Raw genomic sequence first — 25,146 nt, forward strand, 5'->3', positions numbered from 1 at the left:
GCATTTGTATAGACGAATGCCCTGCTTGCTCCTACTGCGTACCCATTACATTAAGATTGCAGTCCTGCACAGAATCTGATAAAAAGCACCGCAACGATTTTTAACAAAACTCAAAAGGTTCTGCCAAGGAAAGTTGGTCGCATAGAAAGTAGCTTTGTGTTATACTGTGTTAAAAATCATTGCAAAGGTGGGAATGACATGAACTCTGCAAGAAAACTGTATCTGGATAATATCCGCTGGGTGACCGTAGTCCTTGTTGTGATTTACCATGTGGTCTATATGTTCAACGGAGTGCAGCCCTTTGGCGTGATTGGGCCATTCCGGGAACATCAGATACAGGATGGCTTTCAATATCTGGTTTACCCTTGGTTCATGGCTCTGCTGTTTGTTGTATCGGGCATGAGTGCGCGGTATTATCTCCAAAGCCACACCACGAAACAATTTTTGAAGGACAAAACGCGCAAGCTGCTGGTTCCATCTACGATTGGTCTGTTCGCATTCCATTGGATTCTTGGAATTTACAACTTAAAAATCAGCGGCGGGGTGGACATGACTGCGATTCCAAAACCTGTGCTGTATCTAATCACGGTGTTGTCTGGCGTGGGGCCGCTGTGGTACATCCAGATGCTCTGGCTGTTCTCCATGCTTTTGTTGGCTATTCGGAAAATGGAAAAAGACCGGGTCTGGGACTTCTGTTCCAAAGCACCGATCTGGAGCATTGTGCTGCTGGCGATTGCCGTTTATGGCTCTGCACAGGTGCTGAACACTCCCATCGTCACGGTTTATCGGTTTGGCATCTATGGGTTCTGCTTCTTTGCAGGATATTTCCTGTTTTCCCACGAGGAAGTGATTGAGCGGCTGTGCAAGTGGTGGTGGCTATTCGATTTGGCAGCGGCTGTGCTTGGCATCTCCTACACCCTGCGTTACTTTGGTGAGAATTACGCCATTGCGCCAGTCCTGAACAATATCCACGCCTGCGTTTACTGCTGGTTTGCCATTCTTGGCATCCTCACAACAATGAAAAACTATGCCGATACTACAAACAGCTTCACTCGTTGGATGGCGAAAAAGTCGTGGGGCATCTACATTTTTCATTATCTGCCTATTGCGGTGATCTCGTATGAACTGCACAAACACGCCTCGGACACGCCGGAAGTGCTGGTTTATCTGCTCGTGGGCATCGGTGCCTTTGCGGGTGCGTTCCTGCTGAACGAACTCATCAGCCGGATATCAATTCTGCGCTGGTGCGTTCTTGGAATTAAAAAGGAGAAAAACCATGTTTCAAGATAATCTGATTTCGTTGCGGAAGCTCCACGGCTTTTCGCAGGACGAGCTGGCCGAAAAGATTGGCGTGACACGTCAGACCTTATCCAAGTACGAAACAGGAGTTTCCCATAGTTAAAGATACCACACCAAATATGATGAATCCACGCTTATACACTACCAGCTATAATAAACCGCAAGGACAGCAATTTGATACTGCTGTCCTTTCTTTTATTAAATTGCAGTACACAGAAAAAAGCTGTAAAATGATAAATATATTTGTCCTTGTAACATTTCTCGGACATTTGCCTGTTATACTATTTGCAAAAAGAAAAGGAAGTGAGGATGTGAAGCAGATTTTAATTGTCGAGGACGACAGTTTTTTGAATAAGATGTTGGCCTACAACCTGACCGCAGACGGCTACGGCGTGACTTCTGCCCTAAATGCCAGAACCGCCGCCGACGCCATCCGCCAGCGGGAATTTGATTTAGTGCTGCTGGACATCAACCTGCCGGACGGGAACGGTTTTGAGCTGTGCAAGCTGATAAAGCCCCAGCACTCGGACACCATCGTGATTTTCCTAACCGCCAACGATCAGGAGAGCGACCAGATACGGGGCTATGAGGTGGGTGCGGTGGACTACATCACAAAGCCCTTTGTGATCGGGGCCTTGCAGCGGAAAATCAAAGCCATGTTTGCCATGCTGGAACACCACAAACCGGCCAAGGACATTTACGACGACGGGCGGCTGTTTCTGGACTTCTCGGAGCAGACGGCTTCCCTAAACGGCAAGCCCCTGACCCTATCCCCGATGGAGTACAAAATGCTGAACCTGTTCCGCAAAAATCCCCGGCAAGTGCTGACCCGTGGGCAGCTTTTGGAAAAGCTGTGGGATATAGACGAGAGGTTTGTGGACGAACACACCCTGACAACCTCCATCAGCCGGATTCGGAGTAAGATCGAATCCGACGGCGGCGCGCCCTACATCAAAACTGTTTACGGCATGGGCTATCAATGGACGGGAGGCGAGGCAAAATGAAGTTGCAAAACCTCTCGGTAAAGCGGCTGTTTGGCCGGGTAGCAATGGGGCTTGTCCTTTCCATGTCCGGGATCACCATAGCCCTGTTTCTTGTGACAAAACAGACGGCGGTGCTGCTGACGGGCGGGGCGCTGCTGCTGTGCGCCCTTGTGGGGATTTTTGTACTGACGCAGGCGTTTGGAAAGCGGCTGTCGCAGTTTACCGCTGACCTATGCCAGACTTTAGACCACATGATCGCCGGAAATGAAGCACCCCAGCGGCCAGAGGACAGCGAAACCCAGCTTGCCAGAATTGGACACCGGCTGGCAAGGCTCTATCAGATCATGCAGGAGAACCGCCGCCGGGTGGACGAGGAACGGCAGGAGTTACAGACCCTTGTATCGGATATTTCCCATCAAGTGAAAACGCCGGTAAGCAATCTGAAAATGGCGACGGACACGCTGCTGGAAAAGCCTATGACCGAGGCGGAGCGCACCGACTTTATCCGGGGAATCCGCACCCAGACGGATAAGCTGGACTTTCTCTTTCAGGCCCTTGTGAAAACCTCCCGGCTGGAAACGGGCGTGATCCAGTTGGATAAGAAGCCGGGCCGCCTCTTTGATACCGTGGCGCAGGCCATGAGTGGGATCGTGTATGCAGCGGAGAAAAAGGAAATTGCCGTGTCCGTGGACTGCCCGGAGGATTTGGCCGTTTCCCATGACAGCAAGTGGACATCCGAAGCCCTCTTTAACCTGCTGGACAATGCGGTAAAGTACACCCCGGCAGGCGGGAAAATCGCTGTGTCGGTGGTGCTGTGGGAAATGTATGTGGAGATCAAAGTGACCGACACCGGCAAGGGCATTTCCGAAAGCAATCAGGCCGCCATTTTCCGGCGCTTCTATCGTGAGGAAGAAGTACACGAACAACAGGGCGTGGGCATTGGTCTGTATCTGGCCCGCGAGATCGTAACGCGGCAGGGCGGCTATATCAAAGTGGTTTCGGAGCCGGGCAAAGGTTCGGAATTTTCTATTATGCTGCCGACTAAATAGAACGCGGCGGACGGCCATTTCCGGCTGCCCGCCGTAAAATTTTTTTGAAATGTCCGAGCGTTGTAACATTTCACCCCGATTTTCAATGAAATTTTTTGGCCGCTGTAACATTTCGCGGACATTTGGGTTTTACAATACCCTTATCAACAAAAGCAAGGAGGCGACGCAATGGAACTGACCCCGACCTTGATTTTGAATCTGGCGCTGCTGATCGTCCCACCCGCTGTCCTTGTGCTGGTGTTCCGGCAATGGCTGGCCCGGCACATCCGCTGGACGGTTGCCTTTACTGCTCTCTGTGATGTTCTCCTGTTTTGGGATGAACTGTTCTACTATGAGAGCTTCGGGCTGTTCGCTGTGCTGATTCTGGTACAGTTGGCGGCCACCGGCGCGGCAGCGTTCCGCATTTACAACAAACAAAGAAAGGATTGAATTTTATGAGTATTTTACAGACTATCGACCTGAAAAAGTATTACGGCACAGAGACGAACATTACCCGCGCCCTTGACGGCGTGAACTTCTCCGTGGAGGACGGCGAGTTTGTGGCTGTTGTGGGAACCTCCGGCAGCGGCAAATCCACCCTGCTTCACATGATGGGCGGGCTGGACACCCCTACTTCCGGCAATGTGATTGTCCGGGACAAAGACTTGTCAAAAATGAACGACGAACAGCTTACCATCTTCCGCCGCCGCAACATCGGCTTTATCTTCCAGAACTATAACCTTGTTCCCATCCTGAATGTGTATGAGAATATTGTACTGCCGGTGGAGCTGGACGGGGACACGGTGGATCAGAAGTTTTTGGACGAGATCGTTCACCTGCTGGGGTTGGAAGATAAACTGAAAAATATGCCCAACAATCTTTCCGGCGGACAGCAGCAGCGTGTGGCTATCGCACGCGCCCTGATTACCAAACCGGCTATTGTGCTGGCCGACGAGCCGACCGGCAACCTTGACAGCAAGACCAGCGCCGAGGTGCTGGGGCTTATCAAGCGTACCAGTGCGGAGTTCCGGCAAACTGTTGTGATGATTACCCACAACAACGACATTGCCCGCCTTGCAGATCGGATTGTCCGCATTGAGGACGGTAAGATCGTGGAGTAAGGAGGTGGCAGGCTATGACATGGCCTTTTGAAAATGATACCAGCGCCATTACAAAGAAGCTGGCAAATAAAAGTTTGCAAAGCGAGAAGCGCCGGAATCTGATGGTGGTAATCGCCGTTGCGCTGGCGGCATTTCTGATCTGCTTTACGGGAATTGTATCTACCTCCCTGACACAAATGCAGCGCAATCAGGTTGTCGATACTTATGAGGCGGTCTGGATGGGCGTAGAGGAAAACGACATTGAAACCCTAAAAGGAGTTCCAGAGTTTGAGCGCGTAGGCGGCTACTATATGCTGGGTGAGGAACTTTCAGAACAGGGCTATCATGCGTCCTATGTGTATTGTGACGCGCAAATGATGGAGATTGCCAAGGCGCAGATGGAGTTGTTAGAGGGCCGGGTTCCTGAAAAAGCAAATGAAGTTGTTGTAAGCGAATACTTTCTTTCCACCTATGGAAACAATGCCAAGATCGGGGACACTGTGACCTTGGATACAGAGAGTTTTCATGGTGATTATGTCGTTACCGGCATTACGGACAGCGTAAATGAAAAAGAAGCGAATACCTGCGCTATCATTCTTTCCAACGCTGCCCTGACAGAATGGAACGGGTTTGACCCGGCTGGCTATCGCGCCTATGTCCATTTCAAAAACAGCGACCAGTTGGGCGAAGAACTGATGACCTCTTATTGCAGGGAGATTGCGGAGGAATATCAGCTTCCTATGCCCAAAATGAACAGTAAGTATTTTGCCTATGCTTCTAAATCCTTTGATTTTGCACTGATGGCAGGTGTGATTGCCCTTGTTCTGATTGGCGGCTATATTGTGATCCAGAGTATCTTCCGTATCTCCATCAATGACAAAATCCAAAGCTACGGGCAGCTTCGGACGATTGGTGCGACACCAAAGCAAATCAAGCGGATTGTAAAGAACGAGGGACGCAAACTCGGCAGTATCGGAATTTTGATTGGTACAGTGCTGGGTGTATGCGGCGGTTTTCTTCTATTTCCCAAGGGATTTAACGCTGTTTCCTATGTGGCAACGGTTATTTTGACACTTATAAGTAGTTGAATCATGGTATCTGTTTCCATCCGTAAGCCGGTAAAAATTGCGGCAGGGATTTCCCCGATTGATGCCGTTCGTTTTACCCCGGCACAAAAGGACATCCGCAGCCGGAAAAAGAACATCAAGCTCAATCCTGTTTCAATGGGAATTGCGAATTTCAAGCGTGACCGAAAAAAGACCGTTGCTATTGTAGCCTCATTGAGTTTGGGCGGAATTATCCTGCTTGTGGTATCCTCCATTGTTTTGCTGCGCTCACCAGAGGCACTTGCAAGACAGTTTTTCCCAGACGGCGACTATAAAATTTATTTGGATTCTGAAATGACAGAAGAAAAGGTTATGGCAGCGGGAAATCCATTGAATGAGGAATTAAAGCAGGAAATCTTATCTATTGATGGCGTTACAGATATAATTCCAAGCAGGCAATCTCTCCATGCAACTTATAAAACAGAGATTCATCAAGCTGGTGGTATGTGCGATATGCTGACCGACCAGAATTATGCGGCAGTTGAAGCGGCTCTGACAGAGGGAACCATGCCAACAGATTCCCGTAGTATTGTAATTGACTATAATGTGCTAAAGCAGAATGAGGATATGGGTGTTGGTTCAACGGTTGAGATTTCTTTGGGAGAAGAACAGCCATCCGTTTCTGTTACCATATCGGGGTTATACGCTCCTGCAAAGGTATATTCAGGACATGGCAGGATGCCCTTAGATGGGGCAACTCTTTTTGCACCAGAAGCGTTGTTCCACGAACTGCACCCGGAAATCACCTCTTTTGACTATTCATGGAGCATTGTAAATGACCCTAAAAAAACGGACTATGTGGGAGCTGAATTGAAAAATATTGTTGCCAGCCATAGTAATATTGCCTTAGATGAAATCAATACAGTGATTGAATATGAAGAAATGACAAATTCTTTTGCGTTTGGCAGTATGGAGATACTTTCATGGTTGGTATTTCTCTTTGGCGTTATCAACCTTATCAATACGACACTCTCTAACCAGATAGCCCGAAAGCAGGAAAACAGTATTCTGCGTTCTATCGGCCTAACACAAAAACAGCTATGTAAAATGAACATCTGTGAGGGGCTGTGCTATGCGCTCTTTGCAACATTGGCGACGCTGATCGTTGGGCTTCCGGCTTCCATCTTTGCTTGCAGAAAAATGAGTATAGGAGCTTTTGCCGGAAATGTAGTGCCTTACAAATTCCCGGTTTTGGAAATGGGACTGTTCATTCTGGTATTGTTCGGAATGGAACTGATCTTGTCTGTATGGACAATCCGCAGACAGAAAAAGCAATCCCTGATTGAACAAATGCGGGCGATGGAATAACCGTATGGGATCGGCGGGGCGGCGTGTGCTGCCCCGCTTTTTTCGCCATTTCTCAAAAAATTTTTGAAATGTCCGAGCGCTGTAACATTTCACCCCGATTTTCAATGAAATTTTTGGGCCGCTGTAACATTTCGCGGACATTTGGGTTTTACAATACCCTTATCAGCAGGCAGAAAGCCTTGAAAGGAGTTTTGAGTATGAGCATTTTACAGACTATCGACCTGAAAAAGTATTACGGCACAAAGCCGAATGTCACCCGCGCCCTTGACGGCGTGAACTTCTCCGTAAATGACGGTGAGTTTGTGGCCGTTGTGGGAACCTCCGGCAGCGGCAAGTCCACCCTGCTTCACATGATGGGCGGGCTGGACACTCCCACCAGCGGAACCGTGATTGTCCGGGACAAAGAGCTGTCGAAAATGAACGACGAACAGCTCACCATCTTCCGCCGCCGCAACATCGGTTTTATCTTCCAGAACTATAACCTTGTTCCCATCCTGAATGTGTATGAGAACATCGTCCTGCCGGTGGAACTGGACGGGGACACGGTGGATCAGAAGTTTTTGGACGAAATCGTTCACCTGCTGGGGCTGGAAGATAAACTGAAAAATATGCCGAACAATCTTTCCGGCGGCCAGCAGCAGCGTGTGGCGATTGCCCGCGCCCTGATTACCAAACCGGCTATTGTGCTGGCCGACGAGCCGACCGGCAACCTTGACAGCAAGACCAGCGCCGAGGTGCTGGGGCTTATCAAGCGCACAAGTGCGGAGTTCCGGCAGACTGTTGTGATGATTACCCACAATAACGACATAGCCCGCCTTGCAGATCGGATTGTCCGCATTGAGGATGGCAAGATTGTGGAGTAAGGAGGTGGCAGACTATGACATGGCCTTTTGAAAATGATACAAGTGCCATTGTAAAAAAATTGGCAGGTAGGAGTATGCAAGCGGATAAGAGAAACAAGGCATTTCTGCTTTTGACAATCGCCATCTCTGTCTGTATGGTTTTTTCGATTCTCCTAATATCAACAGGTACACAAGAGAAATTCAAGAACACACAGAGGAATAAAGCGCAGATTGGCATTTTGGGAGTTACAGACGAACAAACGGCTCAGCTGCATCAAAACGAAAATATTACATGGGTTGGCGAATATTCCGCTATAGGTGTGTTTTATGTTGAAAATAAAACAATCACTGTTGCTTATGGAAATGAAGATTATTTTTTACATCAGGAAGAAAAAACTTTTCAGGGAAGTGTGCCGCAGAAAGCGGATGAGATTATGCTCCCCCAGAACTACCTTGATTTTTTAGGAAAATCCTATCAGACTGGCGATACAATTTCTATTGACCTGACTGGAACAGGACAGAAAGCAGAATATACACTTTCAGGTGTTTTGAATAATACGAAAGAAAGCAACGGATATTTTATTTATGTTAGTAAAGAGCTTGCCCAAGATTTGGCAAAAGATTCTTTTCAGGTTACAGCATATACGCGGTTGAATACAGACGCCATAAGTTCCACGGCTATTCTTAATTTTGCCGGCAAAGCAATACAAAATACAGGCATTGTCGAGGAACAGGTAATGCTTACAGAGTATTCTGCTGTTATGTCGGGTGTGATAACATCGGGTATTCCGATTCCAGTACCACTACTGGCGGCGTTGACGGCTATTTTGGCGGCAACGATTGTCTATGGTGTTTTTTACACAAAGATTGTAAAAAATGTTCAGATGTTTGGGCAACTGCGGACAGTTGGCATGACAAAAAGACAGATTAAACGGATGGCAAGTAAAGAGGGACGTTTATATGCCTTATCTGGTATTCCTTTGGGGCTTGTCATTGGTGTACTGATTGGATTTATTGGCTGTCCTGATGGATTCCGGCTAAAAACAACAGTTATTTATGCTGTACTGATTGCCGCGGTAGCCTTTGTAACAGTGAATATTGCCATTTTTAAGCCTGTCCGAGTAGCAATGAATACTTCCCCGGTAGAGGGTGCTAAATACCTTGCGTATGCTGGAAAGGCAAAAAGCAGCTCAAAACTGCATCGGAAACTTACGCCGTTTAATCTGGCGAAAATAAATATACAAAGAAACAAACAAAAAGCAGTTCTGACGCTTTTAATGCTTGGAGTAAGCGGAGCTCTTTTACTGGTTACTTCTACGGTTGCTGGTTCTATTGATCCGGCAAAACAGGCAAGTTTCAAATATTATCCTGCCGGTAACATTCTTATACAAATAAGAAATACAGTTGGCAGCTCTTTCGATAACGAAGCGGAGCCATACGGAAGTGCAAAATTGCAACTGGAAGAAAATCCACTTGAAGATCAGGCATTGATGCAGGAATTAGAAAAGGTAGATGGGATAGAAAAGATTACCGCATTTGACAGCGTTTATATGACAGCTACTTTTTCGGGCGAAAGTGGTTCTATCACGAGCATTTCAGACTTCTTTCCAACCATAAATCGGGAACAGACAGAAGAAAAGCAGGCGGTGTTATCCTCTGGAACAGCAGATTACGACGATATGGTTGAGAAAAATGGAATATTGGTTGCAGAAGATATAGCACAAGTTGGCGATGCTTTGAAGATTGAGGGCAGAGCTTTTGATGGTAGAACCTTTGATGTTGAAGCCGTTGTTGTAGGCACATACAATAGGTCTGATTTAATGGAGGATAGCCCGGTTGTTCCAGGAAGCCCCTACTTCATTATGACTTATGACACAGCAAAGAAACTGACAGGGATAACGGAACAGACGGGGATTCTGGCGGTTAAAAATTCAGAGGGACGTTTTGATGAAGTTTTGACCGCAGTTCAGAAGATTGCGGATAAAAATGAAAAAATAGAAGTAAATACGATTGAACAAACGATTAAAAATATTCAGCATCGATACAGTGCATCTATAAATGCTCTATATATGACTTCTGCTATTCTGTTCGTCTTTGGAAGTATCAGTCTTGTGAATATGCTTATGGTTGATTTTCAGAATAGAAAGCGTGAATTCGGTTTGCTTGAAGCTGTTGGAACAACACGGCAACAGTTGAAAGCAATGCTGGATAGGGAGATAGGAATTTACCTCGGAGGTTCGTTGGTAATAGCTCTTGTATTTGGAAGCATTTTAAGTGTAATTGTTTGTAGACGATTGGATGCGGTGAACCATTGCATTACGTTGGTATTGCCGTGGCTGTTTCTACTGGCGTTAGTCGTTGTTTTAGCAATTATATATTTGATTTTCACTGTATACGCAAAATCTGAGTTGAAGAAAACAAGCATCTTGTCTGCCATTAGGGAGGAATGATCTTTTGTATCCTTGTGGTACATTGCAGTTCGTTCCGGGGACGTCCACCGGGTGCAGCACTATCTTCGCACAGAAAGGGATACCTAAGATGGAGCAGTTATCGGCACGTCTGCTGTTAACGGCTGGCATCCTGCTGCTGATCGCAGGGGTGATTTTTGCCATTCTCCAAGTATGGCTCTATACCGACCTTCTCTGGGCAGGCGCGTTTGGATGCCTGCTGGCGGCTCTGAACTTTCGGGATTCCAAAAACGACGGCGGCTAAAGCACACTGCATCGTAGTGCACGGTCAATGCGGATATGCGAGCTATACCCGATTTTCCATATCGGGTGATATAGATTTGGCTTTGGGGGAGGATTATCTATTGTATGCAAAAAATCGAAGTTGTTGTTCGCATCACGAAGGATCACTGCCCACCGCAAGAGCAGACGATTTTTGAATGGGTCGATCTGATGCGGAATCCCACAGACGTTCTGAGAAGTCCCGGTCTGGAGATCAACTTGGAACACCACCGTGTTTTCAAACACGGAACGGAGGTGTATATGAGCCGTTATGAATACGGTGTTTTGAGTTTGATGGCACAGCATCCGGGCAAACTGTTTACAAAGGAGCAGATTTTTGAAGCAGTTTGGCATAAGGATAGCGATAGCTATTTGAGAGCCGTCACCAGCACGATCGGTCGAATCCGTCAGAAAATAGAGGATGACAAAGATCACCCCCGTTATATTAAAACGGTTTCCAACATTGGATATCAATTTGTCCCATCATCGGAATTGGTGCAATCGAATCGCAATCTGTAATAAAAGCCATACCGTGAGATCCCAGCAGGATCTTTCGGTATGGCTTTTGCGTTTTCTACGCTGTACGAAATCGGCATCCTTGCATAGATGACCATGAATATTCTAAAATAGAGATGACTTAATTCAGGAGGTCAGACCATGCGAACATTTGAAGAAGTATTGACCCACTTCCATAGCTTTTTAGAGTCTGCGACCTATTTGGACGTTGTTCCATGCCGCTGGGGATATGTAAGGCTTTTTAATGAGGGCGACCCTATCAATTTCAATGCAATTCTTTGCCGTACACCACAAGAACTATATACGGCATTGGAAAATGATTTGGAAACAGAGATTCAGGTCAGCTTGGGAATCGACTGAATTGGTATAAAATTGGTTTGCTTTTGGGTTCGTTTTGGTATAGTGACTTTGAAAAATGTGCTATACTGTACCACAAGCAAAACATTTTCAGGGATTTTCAATCTTACTGTAAAACTCTGTCAGATGCTTTGCCAGTGTGCGGGTCGAGTCCATTAAGGTTTCCCGCACTGCTTCTGGACAGGAAAGATAGATTAGATTGAACTCTTTTAATTCTATTTCCGTCTTGTCCATCCCCGGAGTGATCAGCGCATCAAGCGAAATCGGCAGAACACGAGCAATCGCCAAAAGAATTTCGTAAGACGGATTCATGCTGCCTTTTTCAATGTTGGCGATATGCTTCGTTGAAACATGGCAGCGTTCAGCAAGCTGTTCTTGGGTTAAACCTGCCAGCTTGCGCTCCTTGCGAACCTTTTCTCCAAGTACTTTCAAGTCAGAATTCGGCATCATCGTTCACCTCAATAGTATTGTATCGTTCTGGTGAATGACGCGGTATAACCTTGTATTTCCTGCGAGCAGGAAGTATAATGCCGATTTCTGCATTTCCCGGTCGAGTTATAAAAAAACGGTAACTCGTCCGGGCGATTCCTTGCGCCACAAGATCACAGTTACCGTCTATGGAGGGTACTGTGATTTTTTATTGGGGTAACGCATCAAAAAAAGCCTGTCTGCTGCCGTAGACCAGAATGTCAACAAACCGGCACAATCGTTCCGTTTCACCGCCTATAATCATGCCGATGTGCAATGCTGCGCCAGCTTCCCGCCATGGGAGGCTGGCGCTTTTGCGCTTTTAAGGGCAAGGTGTCGTGGGCCACCACGATCCTTTTTGTCCGAATGCTCACATTCCGTAAAATAACTGGAGGATTATTGATAATGAAATCGACCTATTTGCTTCCGTGGTTCAAGATGACCACATGGTACTTCCGACTGTCTCGATTGCTGGAAGTTTCCAACGTCAAAAAGCGCACCAAAAACCATGGCGCTGATGCCGACCGTATTTTCATGTTGGTGAAAAATCATGTGCTGGCCGTATCCGGCATGGGAGATGAAGCTCCGCCCACTCTCGGCGGAAGAAACGGAGGGAGTGATGTATTATGATCCTGCTGCAACGGGTGAACGAATCCAAAACCTCCGAAAAGACCGTGAAGTGACACAAGAACAGCTTGCCATTGACCTGAACATCAGCGACCGCTATATGAGAAATCTGGAGAAGGGTGAGAAAGTTCCGTCTGTCGACCTCTTTGTGGAGCTGCGGGAGCGATTTGGCTCCTCGCTGGACTACATCGTCTTAGGTGTGTCTGCGTCCCAGCGGGAGCAGGAACTGCAAGATCAGCTGCAAATGCTCCGCAAAGAACTGAAAGAAATGCAGCGGCGGATTCTTGTTATGCTGGAAATTCTGGGCGAATCCGCTTGATTAAACGCTTTACTGTTGTAAACCGGAACGATTGGTTCCGGTGAAAATGGCAAAACCGGAACTACTGGTTCCTAACGAGAACTTCAGTTTTCAAGTACACTATGGTCACAGCAAGGGCAGCCCCCCTGACAGGGGACGACAAACCCGAAACTGTACCGTGTACCTTGAAAATTGAAGAAGCAGCTTTTCGGTACTTCCAGACAATGATACTTCCGTAATTCGCGGCCCGGTCAGAAAGCAGACGGGGTGGCTGAGATGCCAATGGAGCGGTGCAAATCCGCCGCCGAAAAGTTCCCACCTCCGGGGTGTCGAGGACAAATAGGAGAAAAACAGTATTTTTCAAACCACCAGTTGAGGATTTCTCGGCTGGTGGTTTTACATTTCCCATCAAAATACCGATATGGAGGAAATCTATATGAGTCGATTTTATAACAACTGCGTAGACGAAGCCAGCTTGACTACCCTCTGCCCGATTTGTCTGGATTCCTTTCAGGGGGCAAAGGGCGTTCGCGTCCGGCGCGCAGACCCTAAGCAGAAGATCAAGGATGTCTGCACCTACTGCCAGATTCGCTATGGTTTCGATTATTATGTACAGCCCGATAAGAACGCTGGGCAGTATGTGAAGCGAGGCCATTTCGATGATGAATCTGAATGCGCTTAAAATCGACCCGGAATTTCAGGGCAAGATCCCGCCCCTGAATTTTGAAGAAGAACAACAGCTTGAGCAGAACATTCTCCACGAAGGGCGGCTGCTGAATCCCATTATCATCTGGAATGGCTTTATTCTGGACGGGCATACCCGCTACCGCATCCTGCGGAAGCATCCGTTCATTGTCTACCAGATACAGGAGATCGAACTGGCCAACCGCTACGCAGCTCTCTCATGGATCTGCCAGAACCAGCTTGGACGCAGAAATCTCGACCCGGAACGGAAGAAGTTTCTGATGGGCAAGCTGTATGAATCCGAAAAGCTGGCACGGGGCGGCTCCAAAGAGCGGGCACACGATGAGAACGGACGGTTCACCTCAATGGTTCAAAATGATCCATTGAGGGCAAAGCAGCTCTCCACCTGTGAGCGCATTGCCGCACAAAACGGCGTTGGGGCGGCTACCGTAAAGAGAGCAGAGAAGTATGCCAAAGGCGTAGACGCTGCGGAAGATGCAGTCCCCGGTGCAAGAGAAGAAATCCTGACCGGGCGCATCAAGGCAACGGATGCAGAAATCACCGCCTTGGCAAAAACGCCAAAAGCAGAAATCCCTGCGGCTCTCGCAGAATTGCGGAAGCCAAAGCAGGAACGTCAGCCTCGAAAAGCCGAAACATCTTCTTCAAAACAAACGCTTTCTGAAATCAGCAAAAGCATCCAAGGGCATCAACGCCAGCTTACTACCGAAGAAAGAACCTTTCTGAAAGCATCCATTGACAACCGCTATCAGGAACGGGTCGTTGCAAACGGCTCCCTGATGATGTGCGAGGTACAGGGTGCAAAAGAGGACTTCATTCGCCGCTGGAATAGCATTTTCAAAGAATACCCGGATGTTTTTGAAGATTCGGACTGCCGCAAGATCATTCATGACTTGACCGAAGATGCCGTACAGTATCTTCTGAAAATAAAGGAGAAAACGCTATGATGCTTTCTAACCTGAACCTTTCCAGCCTGCCGGAGTGCAACTTTGAAGTGCGGTACGTTGACAGCGTTCTGCTGAACCCCTGCGCCGAATATCAGCGGCTGCTCCGCATGGGCAAGGTTGCACGAATCGCAGCAAACTTTTCGGAGTACATCGCCAATGAGCCGAAGGTCAGCTACCGGGATGGCCGCTACTTCGTCTTTGATGGCCAGAACACCATTGAGGCACGGAAAACGTGCAACGGTGGGCGTGACCTCCCGATTCGCTGCAAGGTCTTCTACGGCCTTTCTAAAGAGCATGAAGCTCTGCTGTTTGCTGTGCAGACAGGCATTTCCAGCGAACTGACCGCTGGTGAACAGCTTCGTGCCAAACTGGTGGCACACGAAGAAAACGCCTGCGATTTTGTTTCGGTAACGGAGGACACAGGCGTTCGGTTTGCACTGGATGGGATTCGTGCCCCGTGGAAAATCTACTGCATCCGCTCGGCTTACTACATCTACAAGAGCTACGGTGCATCACTTTACCGTGAAATGCTGAGCGTTCTCGTAGACGCTTGGGGTGGCGATTCGGATTCGTTCCTGTCGGGCATCCTGCATGGCATGGCTCGTTTTCTGGCTCTGTATCAGGGCGAATACAGCCGGGAGCGGCTGATTCTCCGGCTGCGCACAGTGCATCCCAAGACCATCACCCGGTTGGCACAAAACGACACTGGCAATGTGGCAGACCGCCACATGAAACAGATCCTGTCCATCTACAACGGTGCTGGCCGTGCCCACAGTCTGCCTTGCAAGCGGTGATGAGCATGATCCCAGTCAACCGAAAGTTTCTGCGCGGTGATATTTACTACGCCAATCTGGAGCCGCACCTTGGCTCCGAGCAGGGCGGTATCCGCCCTGTGGTCGTGGTGCAGAACAACACCGCAAACTGCTATTCGCCCAACCTCATTGTTGCGCCTGTTACATCCAATACTGCAAAGAAGCCCGATCACCAAGCCCACGTTCTTGTGGACAGTAATCGGGCTTTTTTGCAGCCCTCTATGATCTTGGCAGAATCTGTCCAGACCATCAGCAAGGGACGGCTGATCCGCCCGATGGGGCGGTTGAGCATCCCGGAACTCATTCGGCTCAATTATGCGCTGCTCTATCAGCTCGATCTCAACGAATGGGTATGGAGAAAGGAGGCCTATGAACGCTATCTGCGATACCACCGCTAAATCTGAAACCCTTTCCGTCAAAGGCTGCAAAGTCAAGATCACCTATGCGCCTGCGGATACGGACTGTCTGGATGCCATCCAGAAACTATTGCAGACCACCATCCTGCGCACGGCAGGGCACACCGCTGCCTGACATCCTTGTGCTCCTTGAATGCGTGAGATAAGATAAAATCGAACTGAACCTTGAAAACAAAATATGGACGAAACACGTTTGATTTTTCCTTTCTCACTCAAAGAAAGAGAGATTGAAATGAAAAAACGTGTCTATACCTTATACCGTGTTTCGACAAAGGGACAGGTCGAGAAAGACGACATCCCCATGCAGAAAGAAGCCTGCCGCAACTTTGCAGAAAGTCAGGGCTGGGAGATCGTCAAGGAATTTTCCGAAAAAGGCGTTTCCGGCTTCAAAAATCTGCCAAAGAGCGTGACGAACTCCAGAAAATTCAACAGGCCGCGATGGAGGGCAAGTTTGACATCCTGCTGGTGTTCATGTTTGACCGTCTCGGTCGCCGTGATGATGAAACGCCCTTTATCGTGGAATGGTTCACGAAGCAGGGCATCGAAGTCTGGAGCGTGAACGAGGGACAGCAGCGATTTGACACCCATGTGGACAAGCTGATGAACTACATCCGCTACTGGCAGGCATCCGGCGAAAGTCTGAAAACCTCCGTCCGTACCCGGACAAGGCTGGAACAGCTCACCGGGGAGGGACACTACACGGGCGGCACCGTGGCTTTTGGCTACAAGCGTGTCCGCCTTGGTCGGGTGAACAAGAAAAATCAAGAGGTCTGTGACCTTGTGATTGATGAAGCGGAAGCTGAGATCGTCCGGCTGATTTTCCACAAGTACGTTTACGAGGGCTACGGCGCACAGAAGTTGAGCCACTATCTTTATGAACAGGGAAGTCGTAGGACGGAACAACAAAAACATCCCCAACACCAGCATCGTTCGGATGATCAAGAATAAAGGATACACGGGGTACCTCATCAACGGTGCGGTGGAGACGGAGTGTCCGCAGCTCCGCATCATCGAACCAGAGCTGTTCGAGCAGGCACAGGAACTGCGGCAGGCACGCACCTGTGAGCGTGGCGGCACTTCACTGGGCACCAGTTCCAAAGCCCTGTTGACCGGGCTGGTTTACTGCGGTCACTGCGGCAACCGCTTGAGCCTGACCAGCAGCGGACGGACACACACCTACGCCGATGGGCATACGGTGAAAGAAGTCCGGCCCCGGTATAGCTGCTTTTATAAGATCCGGCATCCGGGTGACTGCGATGGGCAGTCCGGCTATGGTGTTTCCAAGCTGGATTCCATTGTAGAAGAAGTTGTCCGGCAGATCTTCGCACAGTTCCGGGAAGTTTCCCGGAAGAAGCTACTGGAATCGGTCAAGACCAACGATGCCGCTCGCATCCAGAAGAAGGTCAAGAAAATCCAGAAAGACTTGGAAAGCAAGCAGAAAGAACTGGACGACCTGAAAGCCGAAACCATCCTCGTCATCCGGGGCGTGAGTGCCTTGGACAAAGAACTGCTGGGCACACTGGTAGCCGAGGCAAGAGAGGCTCTGGAAACTCTGGAAAAGCAGCTCGTGCAGGCACAGGAAGAATACGAAGAAGCCACCAAAACAGCAAAGCGTAGCAACTACATCTGCAACGAGTTGTTTACATGGGCGGATGTTTACGACACCGCCAACCACGATGAACGCCGTGCCATCTTGCAGCAGTTCATCAAGGAGATTCGCGTCCGAAAAGACTATGAGATCTCGATTACGCTGAACGCCAGCTTCAACCAAGTGGAGCAGCTCAAGGCTGTATCAACCTACGATGGCGCGGAAATCTTTGAAGAAATTTCCGAGAAAGGGGCATAAAAGCGATGCTCTTGCCCGCAGCACCATGCAAAACGTAAAGAAAGAAGCGTAAAACCGATGGATTTTCAAAAAGTACATTGATGACCCCACCCGGTTCGCATCCGACTTCAGGGTTCGGAGCCCGGCACGGTCTGCCAAAGTTTTTTGGACATAAAAAACGCCGCATCGTATAAAAACGATGCGGCAAATTGGTGGAGCATTGTCTACAGCACTCGAACCTAAAACCTCTTCACGGGTGACTGTCTTGGCATCGTCCATGAAGTTGAAATTGAGCACGACCCGGTCATCAAAGACGTAAACCGAGTTGACAAAGGTATCAATGATCTGCCGCTGGTGTTCCGTGCTGCCCACGTCACCCTTGCGGAATTTCTCAAGCCAGAACCGAATCCACTCACGGGTCAGGACGGGCTTTTTCAGTTCTTCTTCCAGAATGCTGGTGTTCAGGGCTTCTTTCCGGGCTTCCAGCTCGTCCAGCCGCTGCTTTGTGGTCGGGGTCAAGATGCCCTGTTCAATGGCTTCCAGAAGGTTTGCCAGCCGCTTCTCCGTATCCCGGAGCTGGTCTTTCAGGACAGGCAGCCGGGTGTTCTCCTTCTGCTGGGCTTCCATGACTAAATCTATCAGCCGTTCGATGATTTCGTCGTTAAAAATCACCTTAATGGCGGTGTCCACCACGAACCGTTCCAGCGGCTCCTTGCGGATGGCTTTCAGGTCACAGTGCGCCTTGCCATGGCGTTTGGCGTTGCCGCACTTGTAGTAATAGTAGGTGTTTCCCATGTGGCTGGTGCCGCTTTCGCCGCCCATCAGGGTGCCGCACTTGCCACAGAACAGCTTGGTGGTCAGCAGATAGCTCACATCCTCTTTTGCGGGCCGACCGTGGGCGATCTTGTTTTGCTCGAAACGCTGCTGCACCCGGTCGAACAAGTCCTGGTCAACAATAGCCGGAATGCCGCCCGGCGTCACAATGTCCTTGTAGCGGTATTCGCCAATGTAGCGGCGGTTGCGGAAGATCTGGAAGAAGCTGTTCTTCACGAACGGCTTCCCGGTGCGGGTACGCAGACCGCGCTCGTTCAGGGATGCTGCGATCTTCTCGGCCGGTTCGCCGTCGGCATACCGGCTGAAGATTTCCTGCACGATGGGAGCCGTCTCCGGGTCGATATGGTACAGCCTGTCCTCCTTGCCAATGGTGAAGCCCAGCGGCACCACACCGCCGTTGTACTTGCACTGGAGGGCATTTTCGCGCTCACCGCGCGCCACTTTCAGGGCCAGTTCGGCGGAATAGTATTCCGCCATGCCAATAAGCATACTCTCCACCATAATGCCTTCAGGCCCTTGCGAAATGGGTTCCATGGCAGACACCAGATGAACACCGTTCTTTTCCAGCTGGTGCTTGTAGTTCACAGCATCGTAGCGGTTCCGGGCAAAGCGGTCGAGCTTCCAGACCAGAACCACATCGAAGATTTTCTTCGCGCTGTCCTTTATCATGTGCTGGAACTCCGGGCGGTCATCCGTCTTGGCAGAGTAGGCACGGTCAATGTAGGTGCCGACCACGGTGATGCCGTTTTTCTCGGCGTAGTCCTTGCAGTCGCGCAGCTGTCCCTCAATGGACGCTTCGCGCTGGCTATCGGATGAATAGCGGGCGTAGATTACGGCGGTCATGGCTGCACCTCTCTTTACACATCATTGAATGTCAGGTTATTCAATCGAAGCAATGTTTCGTATAACCTATATACCATATTTCGCACCCGTTTGCAAGAAAAACAAAACAGAAAAGTGGTGGTGCTCACCGTGAACACCACCACTTCAGAAGAAAAAGGTTCTTTGCTTGCTTTATGCGTCTTAACAATTTGGAAACAATTGCGCAAAAGCTGTTTTGAGCGAATTAGCTGAGAGCAAGAATCGTCCCGTGGCCACAAATTTTCAATTCTTGAAAATATTGTGCCCATTCGGGACTGCACTTCTGCAATGCTCCCGCGTTTTTGAAGTGTTCTTGTTGGGGCGTGCCTGCCCCAAACCCTGCTGGAATGAGTACGGCAAACTGGAAGTTGTCGGGGCGAGGTCCCTTCATCTTGCTACGCAAGACCGTTCTGTCGCTTAAAAGCCCCACTGGGGCTTTCATTGTTCTGCTTCGCTCCACAAACGCGAATTTATACCCGGTACTTGTCTCGATTTATAGTCATATCAACCAAATGAAATACAAGTAAGATAATAAAAAAAACGGAAACTATTATTATTCCTGCGCCCGGCTTGATAAAATCAATTATACCGCCAAGACAAAAGAGCATTGCCCATGTCTTAATCCGTTTTCCAGTAACTCTGCATATTTTCTCTGTGTTTAATCCAGTATAATCTCCTGATAAAAACAGCACACTTCTTTCTGTATTCCTTGATTTGATAAAAAATCTTCCAACAAAAAAGAGAACAGTTGCCATCAGTAAATCAATAAATATAATTATTATTTTCATTTTCAACACCTCTAATTCTAAGTTCACAACTTCCAATTTACTGGGTTAAGCCGAGTATACCACACTCCTCCATGAAAGAACACCCCGATATAGTGAAATTTTGCCATTTTTCTGCGTACGTGCGTACACGCTCCGCAGGGATTCTAATGGGCTTGGCCCCTTGGCACACAGACTTTGGCACAAAGTCTAGTGTGTTACACCTTGTCAGAGGTGTACAGGCTCTCCCCGGTACGCACGTATGCAGCGATTGCCCCCAGTGAGCCATATAGGGGGGCGACCAAGTTCGCACAAGGCGAACTTGATCCCGCAAAACAAAAGGCAGGATACCACCGTCATAGTGATACCCTGCCTTTGCTCGTTTACTGTTCCGAGTAGTCCTTTCTCAGAACCTCCTGCAAACAAAAAACGTACCCGAACCCTTTCTCATAGAGAATTGGGTTCGAGTACGAACTGTATGGTGGACCTAGAGGGATTCGAACCCTTGACCTCTCGGATGCGAACCGAACGCTCTCCCAGCTGAGCTATAGGCCCATATTTAGGGGCGTGACTCGGTTGGGCGACCAACCGACATACTCCCCATTTGAATGCCCACAACTCTGTGGGGCACAAAAGCGATACGCTTGCACTCCCAACTGAGCTACGAGCCCACGAAAAAGCACCCAATTTCAAATGGGGGCAAATGAGCTATAACACCAGATCGGGAAAGCAACGCTTGCACTCCCAGCTGAGCTATAGGCCCATATTGATGACGCTGATAGTGTACCGCGTTTTGGGTCGTTTGTCAAGCAATTTCGGAGAGCGCAAGCGGGGGACTTACAAGCGGCCGAGCTGCCAGAAGGCCACGGCGCTGGCGGCGGCTACGTTGAGGGAATCCACCCCGTGGGACATGGGGATCTTTACGGTGTAATCGCAGGCGGCAATGGTGCTGTTAGCAAGCCCGTCACCCTCAGTGCCCAGCACGATGGCAAGCTTCGGCTCAGCGGCAAGGGCGGGGTCGTCAATGCTGACCGAGCGGTCGCTCAGTGCCATGGCAGCGGTCTTGAAGCCCAGTGCGTGGAGCTGGGCGCTGCCGTTTTCCGGCCAGTCGGCGGGGCAGGCGCCGATCTGCGCCCATGGTACCTGAAATACGGTGCCCATGCTCACCCGCACCGCGCGGCGGCACAGCGGGTCGCAGCAGGAGGGGGTAATGAGCACGGCGTCCATGTTCAGCGCGGCAGCGCTGCGGAAGATAGCTCCCACATTGGTGGAATCCACGATGCCTTCCAACACAGCCACCCGGCGGGCGTGAGCGCATACCTGCTCCACCGTGCGGGGCGCAGGGCGGCGGAAGGCGCACAGCACGCCCCGGGTCAGTGCAAAGCCGGTGAGCTGTGCCAGCAGCTCCCGGTCGGCGGTGTACACCGGCACATCGCCGCAGCGGGTCAAAATCTCCTGTGCCGGGCCGGTGATCTGCTTGCGCTCCATCAGCAGGGAAAGGGGCTGGTACCCGGCGTCCAGCGCCCGGGCGATCACCTTGGGGCTTTCGGCGATAAAAATGCCCTTTTCCGGCTCCAGCCGGTTGCGCAGCTGCGCCTGCGTGAGCCGGGCGTAGATGTCCAGTTCCGGGGCGGTAAGGTCGGTGATCTCGTGAATGACAGGCATGGGAACGCTCCTTTGAAATGAAGTTTTTTCTATTGTAGCACAAGCCGGGACAGAATGCAAAAATCCCTGCTGCACACAGGGCACAGCAGGGATTGGAATGCGGAATAGTTTACTCAGAGCGCAGCGCCTTGACGGGGTTGCTCTTTGCGGCGCTGCGGGCGGGGATCACGCCGCCCAGCATGGTAAGCAGGGTGGCCAGAACGATCAGGATCAGTGCGGCCTGCGGCGGCAGAGATGCCACCACGTTCACATCGCCCGCGATGTGGTGGATGAGCATATTACCGGGGATGAGCAGCAGCAGGCAGAGCACTACGCCCATCACGCCGGAGCACAGGCCGATGATAAAGGTCTCGGCATTGAACACCTGCGAGACGTTGTGCTTGGAAGCACCGATGGCACGCAGAATGCCGATCTCCTTGCGGCGCTCCAGCACGCTGATATAGGTGATGACACCGATCATGATGGAGGACACCACCAGCGAGATGGCCACAAAAGCCACCAGCACATTGCTGACCATGCCCACGATCTCGGTGACCGAGTTCATCAAGGTACCCACCATGTCGGTATAGTGAATCACCTTGTCCTCCTCGCCCTGCTGCCGCATGGCAGCGTTGTAGGCGTCCAGCTCGCTTACCACCTGCGCCTTGGTGTCAAAGCTGTTGGGGTAGATATAGATGCCATCGGGCTTTGCGTAGTCCACATAACCGATGTCGCTCAAAATCTTTTCGTAGCTGGAAGCGGAGGAGAGCAGGGTGTTTTTGATCATCTCGGTCAGGTCGGAGCCGGTCATGTTGATCTGAATGGCCTGCTGGAACGCGGCGGGGTCGATCTTGAGCGCGCTTTCCACCTGCGTGCTCAGCTGCGCAATGTTGCTCTGGATGGCCTGCGCGATCTTCTGTTCCAGCTGCCCCGCCAGCTTCTGGATGGCGGGCCCCATCTGCTCCTGCAGAGCAGCGGTGAGCTGGACCTGCAGCGCCTCGCTCAGCTGGACGGAGTAGCTCTCCATCACGGTCTGCAGATTCTGCTGGAGGGTATCGGCAAACTGCTCCTCCAGCCCGGAGGTATCCAGCAAATCGCCCATGGATTCGTTCAGCAGCGTCTGGAAGGCCTCGGTTTTCATATAGGAGGAAAAGCCGATCTTGTCCAGATTCAGCAGACCGTTGCTGATGATATAGCGCTTGTAGCCGTTCAGGATCTTTTTCATCAGCGCCTGCAAGCCGTCCTGAGAGATGTTCAGCTCTACGCCGTCAAACAGCTCGCTCATGTCCATCTCCATGTCCGGCAGCGGCAGCCCGCTGAGATCCAGCTTGAAGCTGGAGGGGTCGATGAGAGTGGCAAGGTCGAAAGAGCCATCAGTCAGGTCGAATGCGCCGTCCAGATCAAAGTGCAGGGCGCTGGTATCGAACTGAAAAGCGTCCTTTAGGGCGTCCGTGTCCACCGAGAACAGGGAGGCGATATCCAGCATGCTGTTGCCGGCAGCATCGAAGGGCTCGCCGGTCAGCACGTTGATGTCCGGGTCTGCCAGCTGCTGGCGCACGATCTCGCTGTTGGCTGCCTGATCGATGACATGATAGGTCAGATCGTGCAGGTAGTCCAGGCCGCTGTGCAGGATGGTGGAGGTGGCGTCTGCCTTGGGCTGCACGATGCCGACAATGGTCAGCTCCTCGCTGTCAGCCACCAGCTGCTGCATATAGGCTTCATCGTTCAGCTTGCTCAGCCAGACCTTGTGCTCAGTGTCGTAGACATAGCAATCGGCCTTGTTGACAAGCTTGAAGGTCATGCCAAGAAAATCGTCATAGGTATAGGTGCCGTAGTCCGTGGGCAGATCGATCTTCTGGTTCTTTGCATACTGCTGTAATATTTTGTCCAGCTCGGCCTGATCCCGCAGACCCATGGCGTACAGCGTGTAGTCCGAAATGCTGCCGTCCGCGTTCAGGGTCAGCACCAGTTCGTTGTACTTTTCCGGCCAGCGACCGGCCTTGATGTCATACTGATCCTCGTACAGGGCGGGAGTCTCGGCCATTTCGCAGAACACATAGGGGCTGGACATGGAGGTCATGATGCTGGTCACCGAGGTGCTCTCACTGGCAATATCGGAGAAGGTGGTGTCCGGGTTCAGCTTCTGCACGGTGCCGTCCGGGTTCTGACGGTAGATCAGGGGAGAAGCGGCGTAGGCGTATTCCACCGTGGCGTTGTCCCGGATGGTGCAGGCATCGCTGTCCAGATATTCTTTCAGTGACTGCAGATCGTTGCTGGTGGCACCGATGTTCAGCTGAGCCAGCAGCTGGTTCACCGTGACCATGCCATCCGGCGCAGGCTCAGCGCTGGACGAAACGCTGGTGTAGGTGTCCGGGTCCATCATGCTGGTCAGATCCACGCCGGTGCTGCTGATTTGCAGCGGGTAGGCCGCCAGCGTGGATTTTTCCATGTTGCTGATGTAGCGGCTCACACCGTTGGAAAGGGAAAGGATCAGCGCAATGCCGATGATGCCGATAGAACCGGCAAAGGCGGTGAGCAGGGTACGCGCCTTTTTGGTGAGCAGATTGTTGAAGCTGAGGGAGAGGGAGGTGAGCAGGGACATGGAGGAGTGCCCCATGTTCCGGTGCACGGGGGCGGCGGCTGCCTCGTCCTCGGGCTCGTAGGGCATGGTGTCGGAGCGGATCACACCGTCCTTCAGCTTTACGATGCGGGTGGCGTAGCGTTCGGCCAACTCCGGGTTGTGGGTGACCATGACCACCAGCCGGTCCCGCGCTACTTCCTTGAGCAGCTCCATGACCTGAATGCTGGTCTCGCTGTCCAGTGCGCCGGTGGGCTCGTCTGCCAGCAGGATATCGGGGTTGTTCACCAGTGCGCGGGCAATGGCTACGCGCTGCATCTGCCCGCCGGACATCTCGCCGGGGTGCTTGTGCAGCTGGTTGCCCAGCCCCACCTGCTCCAGCGCAGCGGCGGCACGGCGGCGGCGCTCGGCTTTGGAAACGCCCGAGATGGTCAGCGCCAGCTCCACATTGCCCAGCACAGTCTGGTGGGGGATCAGGTTATAGCTCTGGAACACGAAACCGATGGTGTGGTTCCGGTAGGAGTCCCAGTCGCGGTCGGTATATTTTTTGGTGGAGATGCCGTTGATGACAAGATCACCGCTGTCGTAGCGGTCCAGACCGCCGATGATGTTCAGCAGGGTGGTCTTGCCGGAGCCGCTGGGGCCCAGAATGGCCACGAATTCGTTGTCCCGCAGGTTCAGACTGACGTTGTTCAGTGCGTGCTGCACCAGCTCGCCGGTCTTATATTCTTTGTTGATCTGTTTGAGCTTGAGCATAAATGTGCCTTTCCGGTACTGCGCCGCCGGGCGCTGCTGCCTGTGGTTTGAAATTCGGAAATGTTTGCAGACAATATCCTATTAAGTTTAGCAAAAAAATGTGAAAAAACCGTGAAATTATTCCGTAGGAATGCTGAAGCTGCGGCACTTTTGCGTCCGGGCAGCGGTCTTGCCGGGAAGGACGGGGCAAAAAGGAAAAGTGGGAAAAGATACCGGTTGAATTTGCAGACGGAACGTGCTATTCTAAAGCTGACAGCGGCGCGTAGAGCATGCCAGAGGCAAAACGCCCAAAAATGCTCTGTTCAGACACTTCTTTAGGATTGTAACGGTTTCTCCTACCTTATAA

27 protein-coding genes and 1 tRNA gene are annotated in these 25,146 nt (G+C 50.7%); 22 read left to right on the forward strand and 6 right to left on the reverse strand.

The window, feature by feature from the left end; all coding sequences use genetic code 11:
- Positions 1-198 precede the first annotated feature (198 nt).
- From MTP39_RS05225 to MTP39_RS05280, 13 genes are all read left to right on the forward strand, one after another.
- Positions 199-1,290 (forward strand): acyltransferase family protein, encoded by a 1,092-nt coding sequence (locus MTP39_RS05225; protein WP_249241713.1) that lies wholly within the window; start codon positions 199-201, stop codon positions 1,288-1,290.
- Positions 1,277-1,402: a helix-turn-helix transcriptional regulator gene (locus MTP39_RS05230; RefSeq protein WP_249241715.1), complete on the forward strand. Its 126-nt coding sequence runs from the start codon at positions 1,277-1,279 to the stop codon at positions 1,400-1,402. The genes MTP39_RS05225 and MTP39_RS05230 overlap by 14 nt, the downstream gene beginning before the upstream one ends.
- A 208-nt stretch (positions 1,403-1,610) precedes the next feature.
- Positions 1,611-2,303: a response regulator transcription factor gene (locus MTP39_RS05235; RefSeq protein ID WP_249241716.1), complete on the forward strand. Its 693-nt coding sequence runs from the start codon at positions 1,611-1,613 to the stop codon at positions 2,301-2,303.
- A complete protein-coding gene (locus tag MTP39_RS05240) occupies positions 2,300-3,331 on the forward strand; it encodes a sensor histidine kinase (RefSeq protein ID WP_249241718.1) in 1,032 nt (343 codons plus the stop codon). Before MTP39_RS05235 ends, MTP39_RS05240 begins: the two co-directional genes overlap by 4 nt.
- A 168-nt stretch (positions 3,332-3,499) precedes the next feature.
- Positions 3,500-3,760, forward strand: coding sequence for a hypothetical protein (locus MTP39_RS05245; RefSeq protein WP_249241719.1), 261 nt, complete (start codon positions 3,500-3,502; stop codon positions 3,758-3,760).
- A 5-nt stretch (positions 3,761-3,765) separates the two neighbouring features.
- Positions 3,766-4,431: an ABC transporter ATP-binding protein gene (locus tag MTP39_RS05250; protein ID WP_249241720.1), complete on the forward strand. Its 666-nt coding sequence runs from the start codon at positions 3,766-3,768 to the stop codon at positions 4,429-4,431.
- A gap of 14 nt (positions 4,432-4,445) precedes the next feature.
- On the forward strand, positions 4,446-5,498 hold the full coding sequence (locus MTP39_RS14080; RefSeq protein ID WP_442899417.1) for an ABC transporter permease: 1,053 nt from the start codon (positions 4,446-4,448) through the stop codon (positions 5,496-5,498).
- A 3-nt stretch (positions 5,499-5,501) separates the two neighbouring features.
- Positions 5,502-6,824: an ABC transporter permease gene (locus tag MTP39_RS14085; protein WP_442899418.1), complete on the forward strand. Its 1,323-nt coding sequence runs from the start codon at positions 5,502-5,504 to the stop codon at positions 6,822-6,824.
- Between the two features lie 197 nt (positions 6,825-7,021).
- A complete protein-coding gene (locus tag MTP39_RS05260; RefSeq protein ID WP_249241721.1) occupies positions 7,022-7,687 on the forward strand; it encodes an ABC transporter ATP-binding protein in 666 nt (221 codons plus the stop codon).
- A 14-nt stretch (positions 7,688-7,701) separates the two neighbouring features.
- Positions 7,702-10,116, forward strand: a complete 2,415-nt coding sequence (locus MTP39_RS05265; protein WP_249241722.1) for an ABC transporter permease — start codon at positions 7,702-7,704, stop codon at positions 10,114-10,116.
- Between the two features lie 88 nt (positions 10,117-10,204).
- On the forward strand, positions 10,205-10,378 hold the full coding sequence (locus tag MTP39_RS05270) for a hypothetical protein (protein ID WP_242699649.1): 174 nt from the start codon (positions 10,205-10,207) through the stop codon (positions 10,376-10,378).
- A gap of 104 nt (positions 10,379-10,482) precedes the next feature.
- Entirely contained in the window at positions 10,483-10,914 is a 432-nt protein-coding gene (locus MTP39_RS05275) for a winged helix-turn-helix domain-containing protein (RefSeq protein WP_117948369.1), read from the forward strand.
- A gap of 138 nt (positions 10,915-11,052) precedes the next feature.
- Entirely contained in the window at positions 11,053-11,271 is a 219-nt protein-coding gene (locus MTP39_RS05280) for a hypothetical protein (RefSeq protein ID WP_117948370.1), read from the forward strand.
- An 87-nt stretch (positions 11,272-11,358) separates the two neighbouring features.
- Here MTP39_RS05280 and MTP39_RS05285 read toward each other — a convergent pair whose 3' ends face one another.
- On the reverse strand, positions 11,359-11,718 hold the full coding sequence (locus MTP39_RS05285; protein ID WP_394803416.1) for a helix-turn-helix domain-containing protein: 360 nt from the start codon (positions 11,716-11,718) through the stop codon (positions 11,359-11,361).
- A gap of 423 nt (positions 11,719-12,141) precedes the next feature.
- Here MTP39_RS05285 and MTP39_RS05290 point away from each other — a divergent pair, with 423 nt between their 5' ends.
- From MTP39_RS05290 to MTP39_RS05335, 9 genes are all read left to right on the forward strand, one after another.
- The gene (locus MTP39_RS05290; protein ID WP_249241723.1) at positions 12,142-12,366 is read left to right on the forward strand and encodes a hypothetical protein; all 225 of its coding nucleotides are present in this window, start codon (positions 12,142-12,144) and stop codon (positions 12,364-12,366) included.
- Positions 12,356-12,682: a helix-turn-helix domain-containing protein gene (locus MTP39_RS05295; protein ID WP_165852872.1), complete on the forward strand. Its 327-nt coding sequence runs from the start codon at positions 12,356-12,358 to the stop codon at positions 12,680-12,682. The genes MTP39_RS05290 and MTP39_RS05295 overlap by 11 nt, the downstream gene beginning before the upstream one ends.
- 415 nt (positions 12,683-13,097) lie before the next feature.
- Positions 13,098-13,343, forward strand: a complete 246-nt coding sequence (locus MTP39_RS05300) for a hypothetical protein (protein WP_097783479.1) — start codon at positions 13,098-13,100, stop codon at positions 13,341-13,343.
- Positions 13,321-14,310 (forward strand): hypothetical protein, encoded by a 990-nt coding sequence (locus MTP39_RS05305; RefSeq protein WP_249241724.1) that lies wholly within the window; start codon positions 13,321-13,323, stop codon positions 14,308-14,310. Before MTP39_RS05300 ends, MTP39_RS05305 begins: the two co-directional genes overlap by 23 nt.
- Entirely contained in the window at positions 14,307-15,104 is a 798-nt protein-coding gene (locus tag MTP39_RS05310; protein ID WP_097781979.1) for a DUF6551 family protein, read from the forward strand. Before MTP39_RS05305 ends, MTP39_RS05310 begins: the two co-directional genes overlap by 4 nt.
- A 5-nt stretch (positions 15,105-15,109) precedes the next feature.
- Positions 15,110-15,520 (forward strand): type II toxin-antitoxin system PemK/MazF family toxin, encoded by a 411-nt coding sequence (locus tag MTP39_RS05315; protein ID WP_097793465.1) that lies wholly within the window; start codon positions 15,110-15,112, stop codon positions 15,518-15,520.
- The gene (locus tag MTP39_RS05320) at positions 15,492-15,653 is read left to right on the forward strand and encodes a hypothetical protein (RefSeq protein ID WP_158577575.1); all 162 of its coding nucleotides are present in this window, start codon (positions 15,492-15,494) and stop codon (positions 15,651-15,653) included. The genes MTP39_RS05315 and MTP39_RS05320 overlap by 29 nt, the downstream gene beginning before the upstream one ends.
- A gap of 323 nt (positions 15,654-15,976) precedes the next feature.
- Positions 15,977-16,486, forward strand: a complete 510-nt coding sequence (locus MTP39_RS14020) for a recombinase family protein (protein WP_256468834.1) — start codon at positions 15,977-15,979, stop codon at positions 16,484-16,486.
- Positions 16,413-17,384, forward strand: a complete 972-nt coding sequence (locus tag MTP39_RS05335) for a recombinase zinc beta ribbon domain-containing protein (RefSeq protein WP_249241725.1) — start codon at positions 16,413-16,415, stop codon at positions 17,382-17,384. The genes MTP39_RS14020 and MTP39_RS05335 overlap by 74 nt, the downstream gene beginning before the upstream one ends.
- Here MTP39_RS05335 and MTP39_RS05340 read toward each other — a convergent pair.
- The 5 genes from MTP39_RS05340 to MTP39_RS05360 all read right to left on the reverse strand — a co-directional run bounded on the left by MTP39_RS05340 (position 17,331) and on the right by MTP39_RS05360 (position 24,800).
- Positions 17,331-19,040, reverse strand: coding sequence for a recombinase family protein (locus MTP39_RS05340; protein ID WP_249241726.1), 1,710 nt, complete (start codon positions 19,038-19,040; stop codon positions 17,331-17,333). The two genes, MTP39_RS05335 and MTP39_RS05340, sit on opposite strands and share 54 nt — an antisense overlap.
- Before the next feature lie 488 nt (positions 19,041-19,528).
- Positions 19,529-19,873 carry a hypothetical protein gene (locus tag MTP39_RS05345; protein WP_242852757.1) on the reverse strand — a complete coding sequence of 115 codons (345 nt, stop codon included), beginning with the start codon at positions 19,871-19,873 and terminating at the stop codon, positions 19,529-19,531.
- Between the two features lie 428 nt (positions 19,874-20,301).
- Positions 20,302-20,377 (reverse strand) — tRNA-Ala (locus tag MTP39_RS05350).
- A gap of 282 nt (positions 20,378-20,659) precedes the next feature.
- Positions 20,660-21,487 (reverse strand): TrmH family RNA methyltransferase, encoded by an 828-nt coding sequence (locus tag MTP39_RS05355; RefSeq protein WP_249241727.1) that lies wholly within the window; start codon positions 21,485-21,487, stop codon positions 20,660-20,662.
- Between the two features lie 109 nt (positions 21,488-21,596).
- Positions 21,597-24,800 (reverse strand): ATP-binding cassette domain-containing protein, encoded by a 3,204-nt coding sequence (locus MTP39_RS05360; protein WP_249241728.1) that lies wholly within the window; start codon positions 24,798-24,800, stop codon positions 21,597-21,599.
- Between the last annotated feature and the right edge of the window lie 346 nt (positions 24,801-25,146).

This window comes from Faecalibacterium sp. I3-3-33 (genome assembly GCF_023347295.1).
Lineage (GTDB): Bacteria > Bacillota > Clostridia > Oscillospirales > Ruminococcaceae > Faecalibacterium.

Bases quoted from the DNA above. Each gene is read 5' to 3' on its own strand.
- MTP39_RS05225 (WP_249241713.1), top strand. From the start codon at position 199: ATGAACTCTGCAAGAAAACTGTATCTGGATAATATCCGCTGGGTGACC.
- MTP39_RS05230 (WP_249241715.1), top strand. From the start codon at position 1,277: ATGTTTCAAGATAATCTGATTTCGTTGCGGAAGCTCCACGGCTTTTCG.
- MTP39_RS05240 (WP_249241718.1), top strand. From the start codon at position 2,300: ATGAAGTTGCAAAACCTCTCGGTAAAGCGGCTGTTTGGCCGGGTAGCA.
- MTP39_RS05245 (WP_249241719.1), top strand. From the start codon at position 3,500: ATGGAACTGACCCCGACCTTGATTTTGAATCTGGCGCTGCTGATCGTC.
- MTP39_RS05250 (WP_249241720.1), top strand. From the start codon at position 3,766: ATGAGTATTTTACAGACTATCGACCTGAAAAAGTATTACGGCACAGAG.
- MTP39_RS14080 (WP_442899417.1), top strand. From the start codon at position 4,446: ATGACATGGCCTTTTGAAAATGATACCAGCGCCATTACAAAGAAGCTG.
- MTP39_RS14085 (WP_442899418.1), top strand. From the start codon at position 5,502: ATGGTATCTGTTTCCATCCGTAAGCCGGTAAAAATTGCGGCAGGGATT.
- MTP39_RS05260 (WP_249241721.1), top strand. From the start codon at position 7,022: ATGAGCATTTTACAGACTATCGACCTGAAAAAGTATTACGGCACAAAG.
- MTP39_RS05265 (WP_249241722.1), top strand. From the start codon at position 7,702: ATGACATGGCCTTTTGAAAATGATACAAGTGCCATTGTAAAAAAATTG.
- MTP39_RS05270 (WP_242699649.1), top strand. From the start codon at position 10,205: ATGGAGCAGTTATCGGCACGTCTGCTGTTAACGGCTGGCATCCTGCTG.
- MTP39_RS05275 (WP_117948369.1), top strand. From the start codon at position 10,483: ATGCAAAAAATCGAAGTTGTTGTTCGCATCACGAAGGATCACTGCCCA.
- MTP39_RS05280 (WP_117948370.1), top strand. From the start codon at position 11,053: ATGCGAACATTTGAAGAAGTATTGACCCACTTCCATAGCTTTTTAGAG.
- MTP39_RS05285 (WP_394803416.1), bottom strand. From the start codon at position 11,718: ATGATGCCGAATTCTGACTTGAAAGTACTTGGAGAAAAGGTTCGCAAG.
- MTP39_RS05290 (WP_249241723.1), top strand. From the start codon at position 12,142: ATGAAATCGACCTATTTGCTTCCGTGGTTCAAGATGACCACATGGTAC.
- MTP39_RS05295 (WP_165852872.1), top strand. From the start codon at position 12,356: ATGTATTATGATCCTGCTGCAACGGGTGAACGAATCCAAAACCTCCGA.
- MTP39_RS05300 (WP_097783479.1), top strand. From the start codon at position 13,098: ATGAGTCGATTTTATAACAACTGCGTAGACGAAGCCAGCTTGACTACC.
- MTP39_RS05305 (WP_249241724.1), top strand. From the start codon at position 13,321: ATGATGAATCTGAATGCGCTTAAAATCGACCCGGAATTTCAGGGCAAG.
- MTP39_RS05310 (WP_097781979.1), top strand. From the start codon at position 14,307: ATGATGCTTTCTAACCTGAACCTTTCCAGCCTGCCGGAGTGCAACTTT.
- MTP39_RS05315 (WP_097793465.1), top strand. From the start codon at position 15,110: ATGATCCCAGTCAACCGAAAGTTTCTGCGCGGTGATATTTACTACGCC.
- MTP39_RS05320 (WP_158577575.1), top strand. From the start codon at position 15,492: ATGAACGCTATCTGCGATACCACCGCTAAATCTGAAACCCTTTCCGTC.
- MTP39_RS14020 (WP_256468834.1), top strand. From the start codon at position 15,977: ATGGAGGGCAAGTTTGACATCCTGCTGGTGTTCATGTTTGACCGTCTC.
- MTP39_RS05335 (WP_249241725.1), top strand. From the start codon at position 16,413: ATGAACAGGGAAGTCGTAGGACGGAACAACAAAAACATCCCCAACACC.
- MTP39_RS05340 (WP_249241726.1), bottom strand. From the start codon at position 19,040: ATGACCGCCGTAATCTACGCCCGCTATTCATCCGATAGCCAGCGCGAA.
- MTP39_RS05355 (WP_249241727.1), bottom strand. From the start codon at position 21,487: ATGCCTGTCATTCACGAGATCACCGACCTTACCGCCCCGGAACTGGAC.
- MTP39_RS05360 (WP_249241728.1), bottom strand. From the start codon at position 24,800: ATGCTCAAGCTCAAACAGATCAACAAAGAATATAAGACCGGCGAGCTG.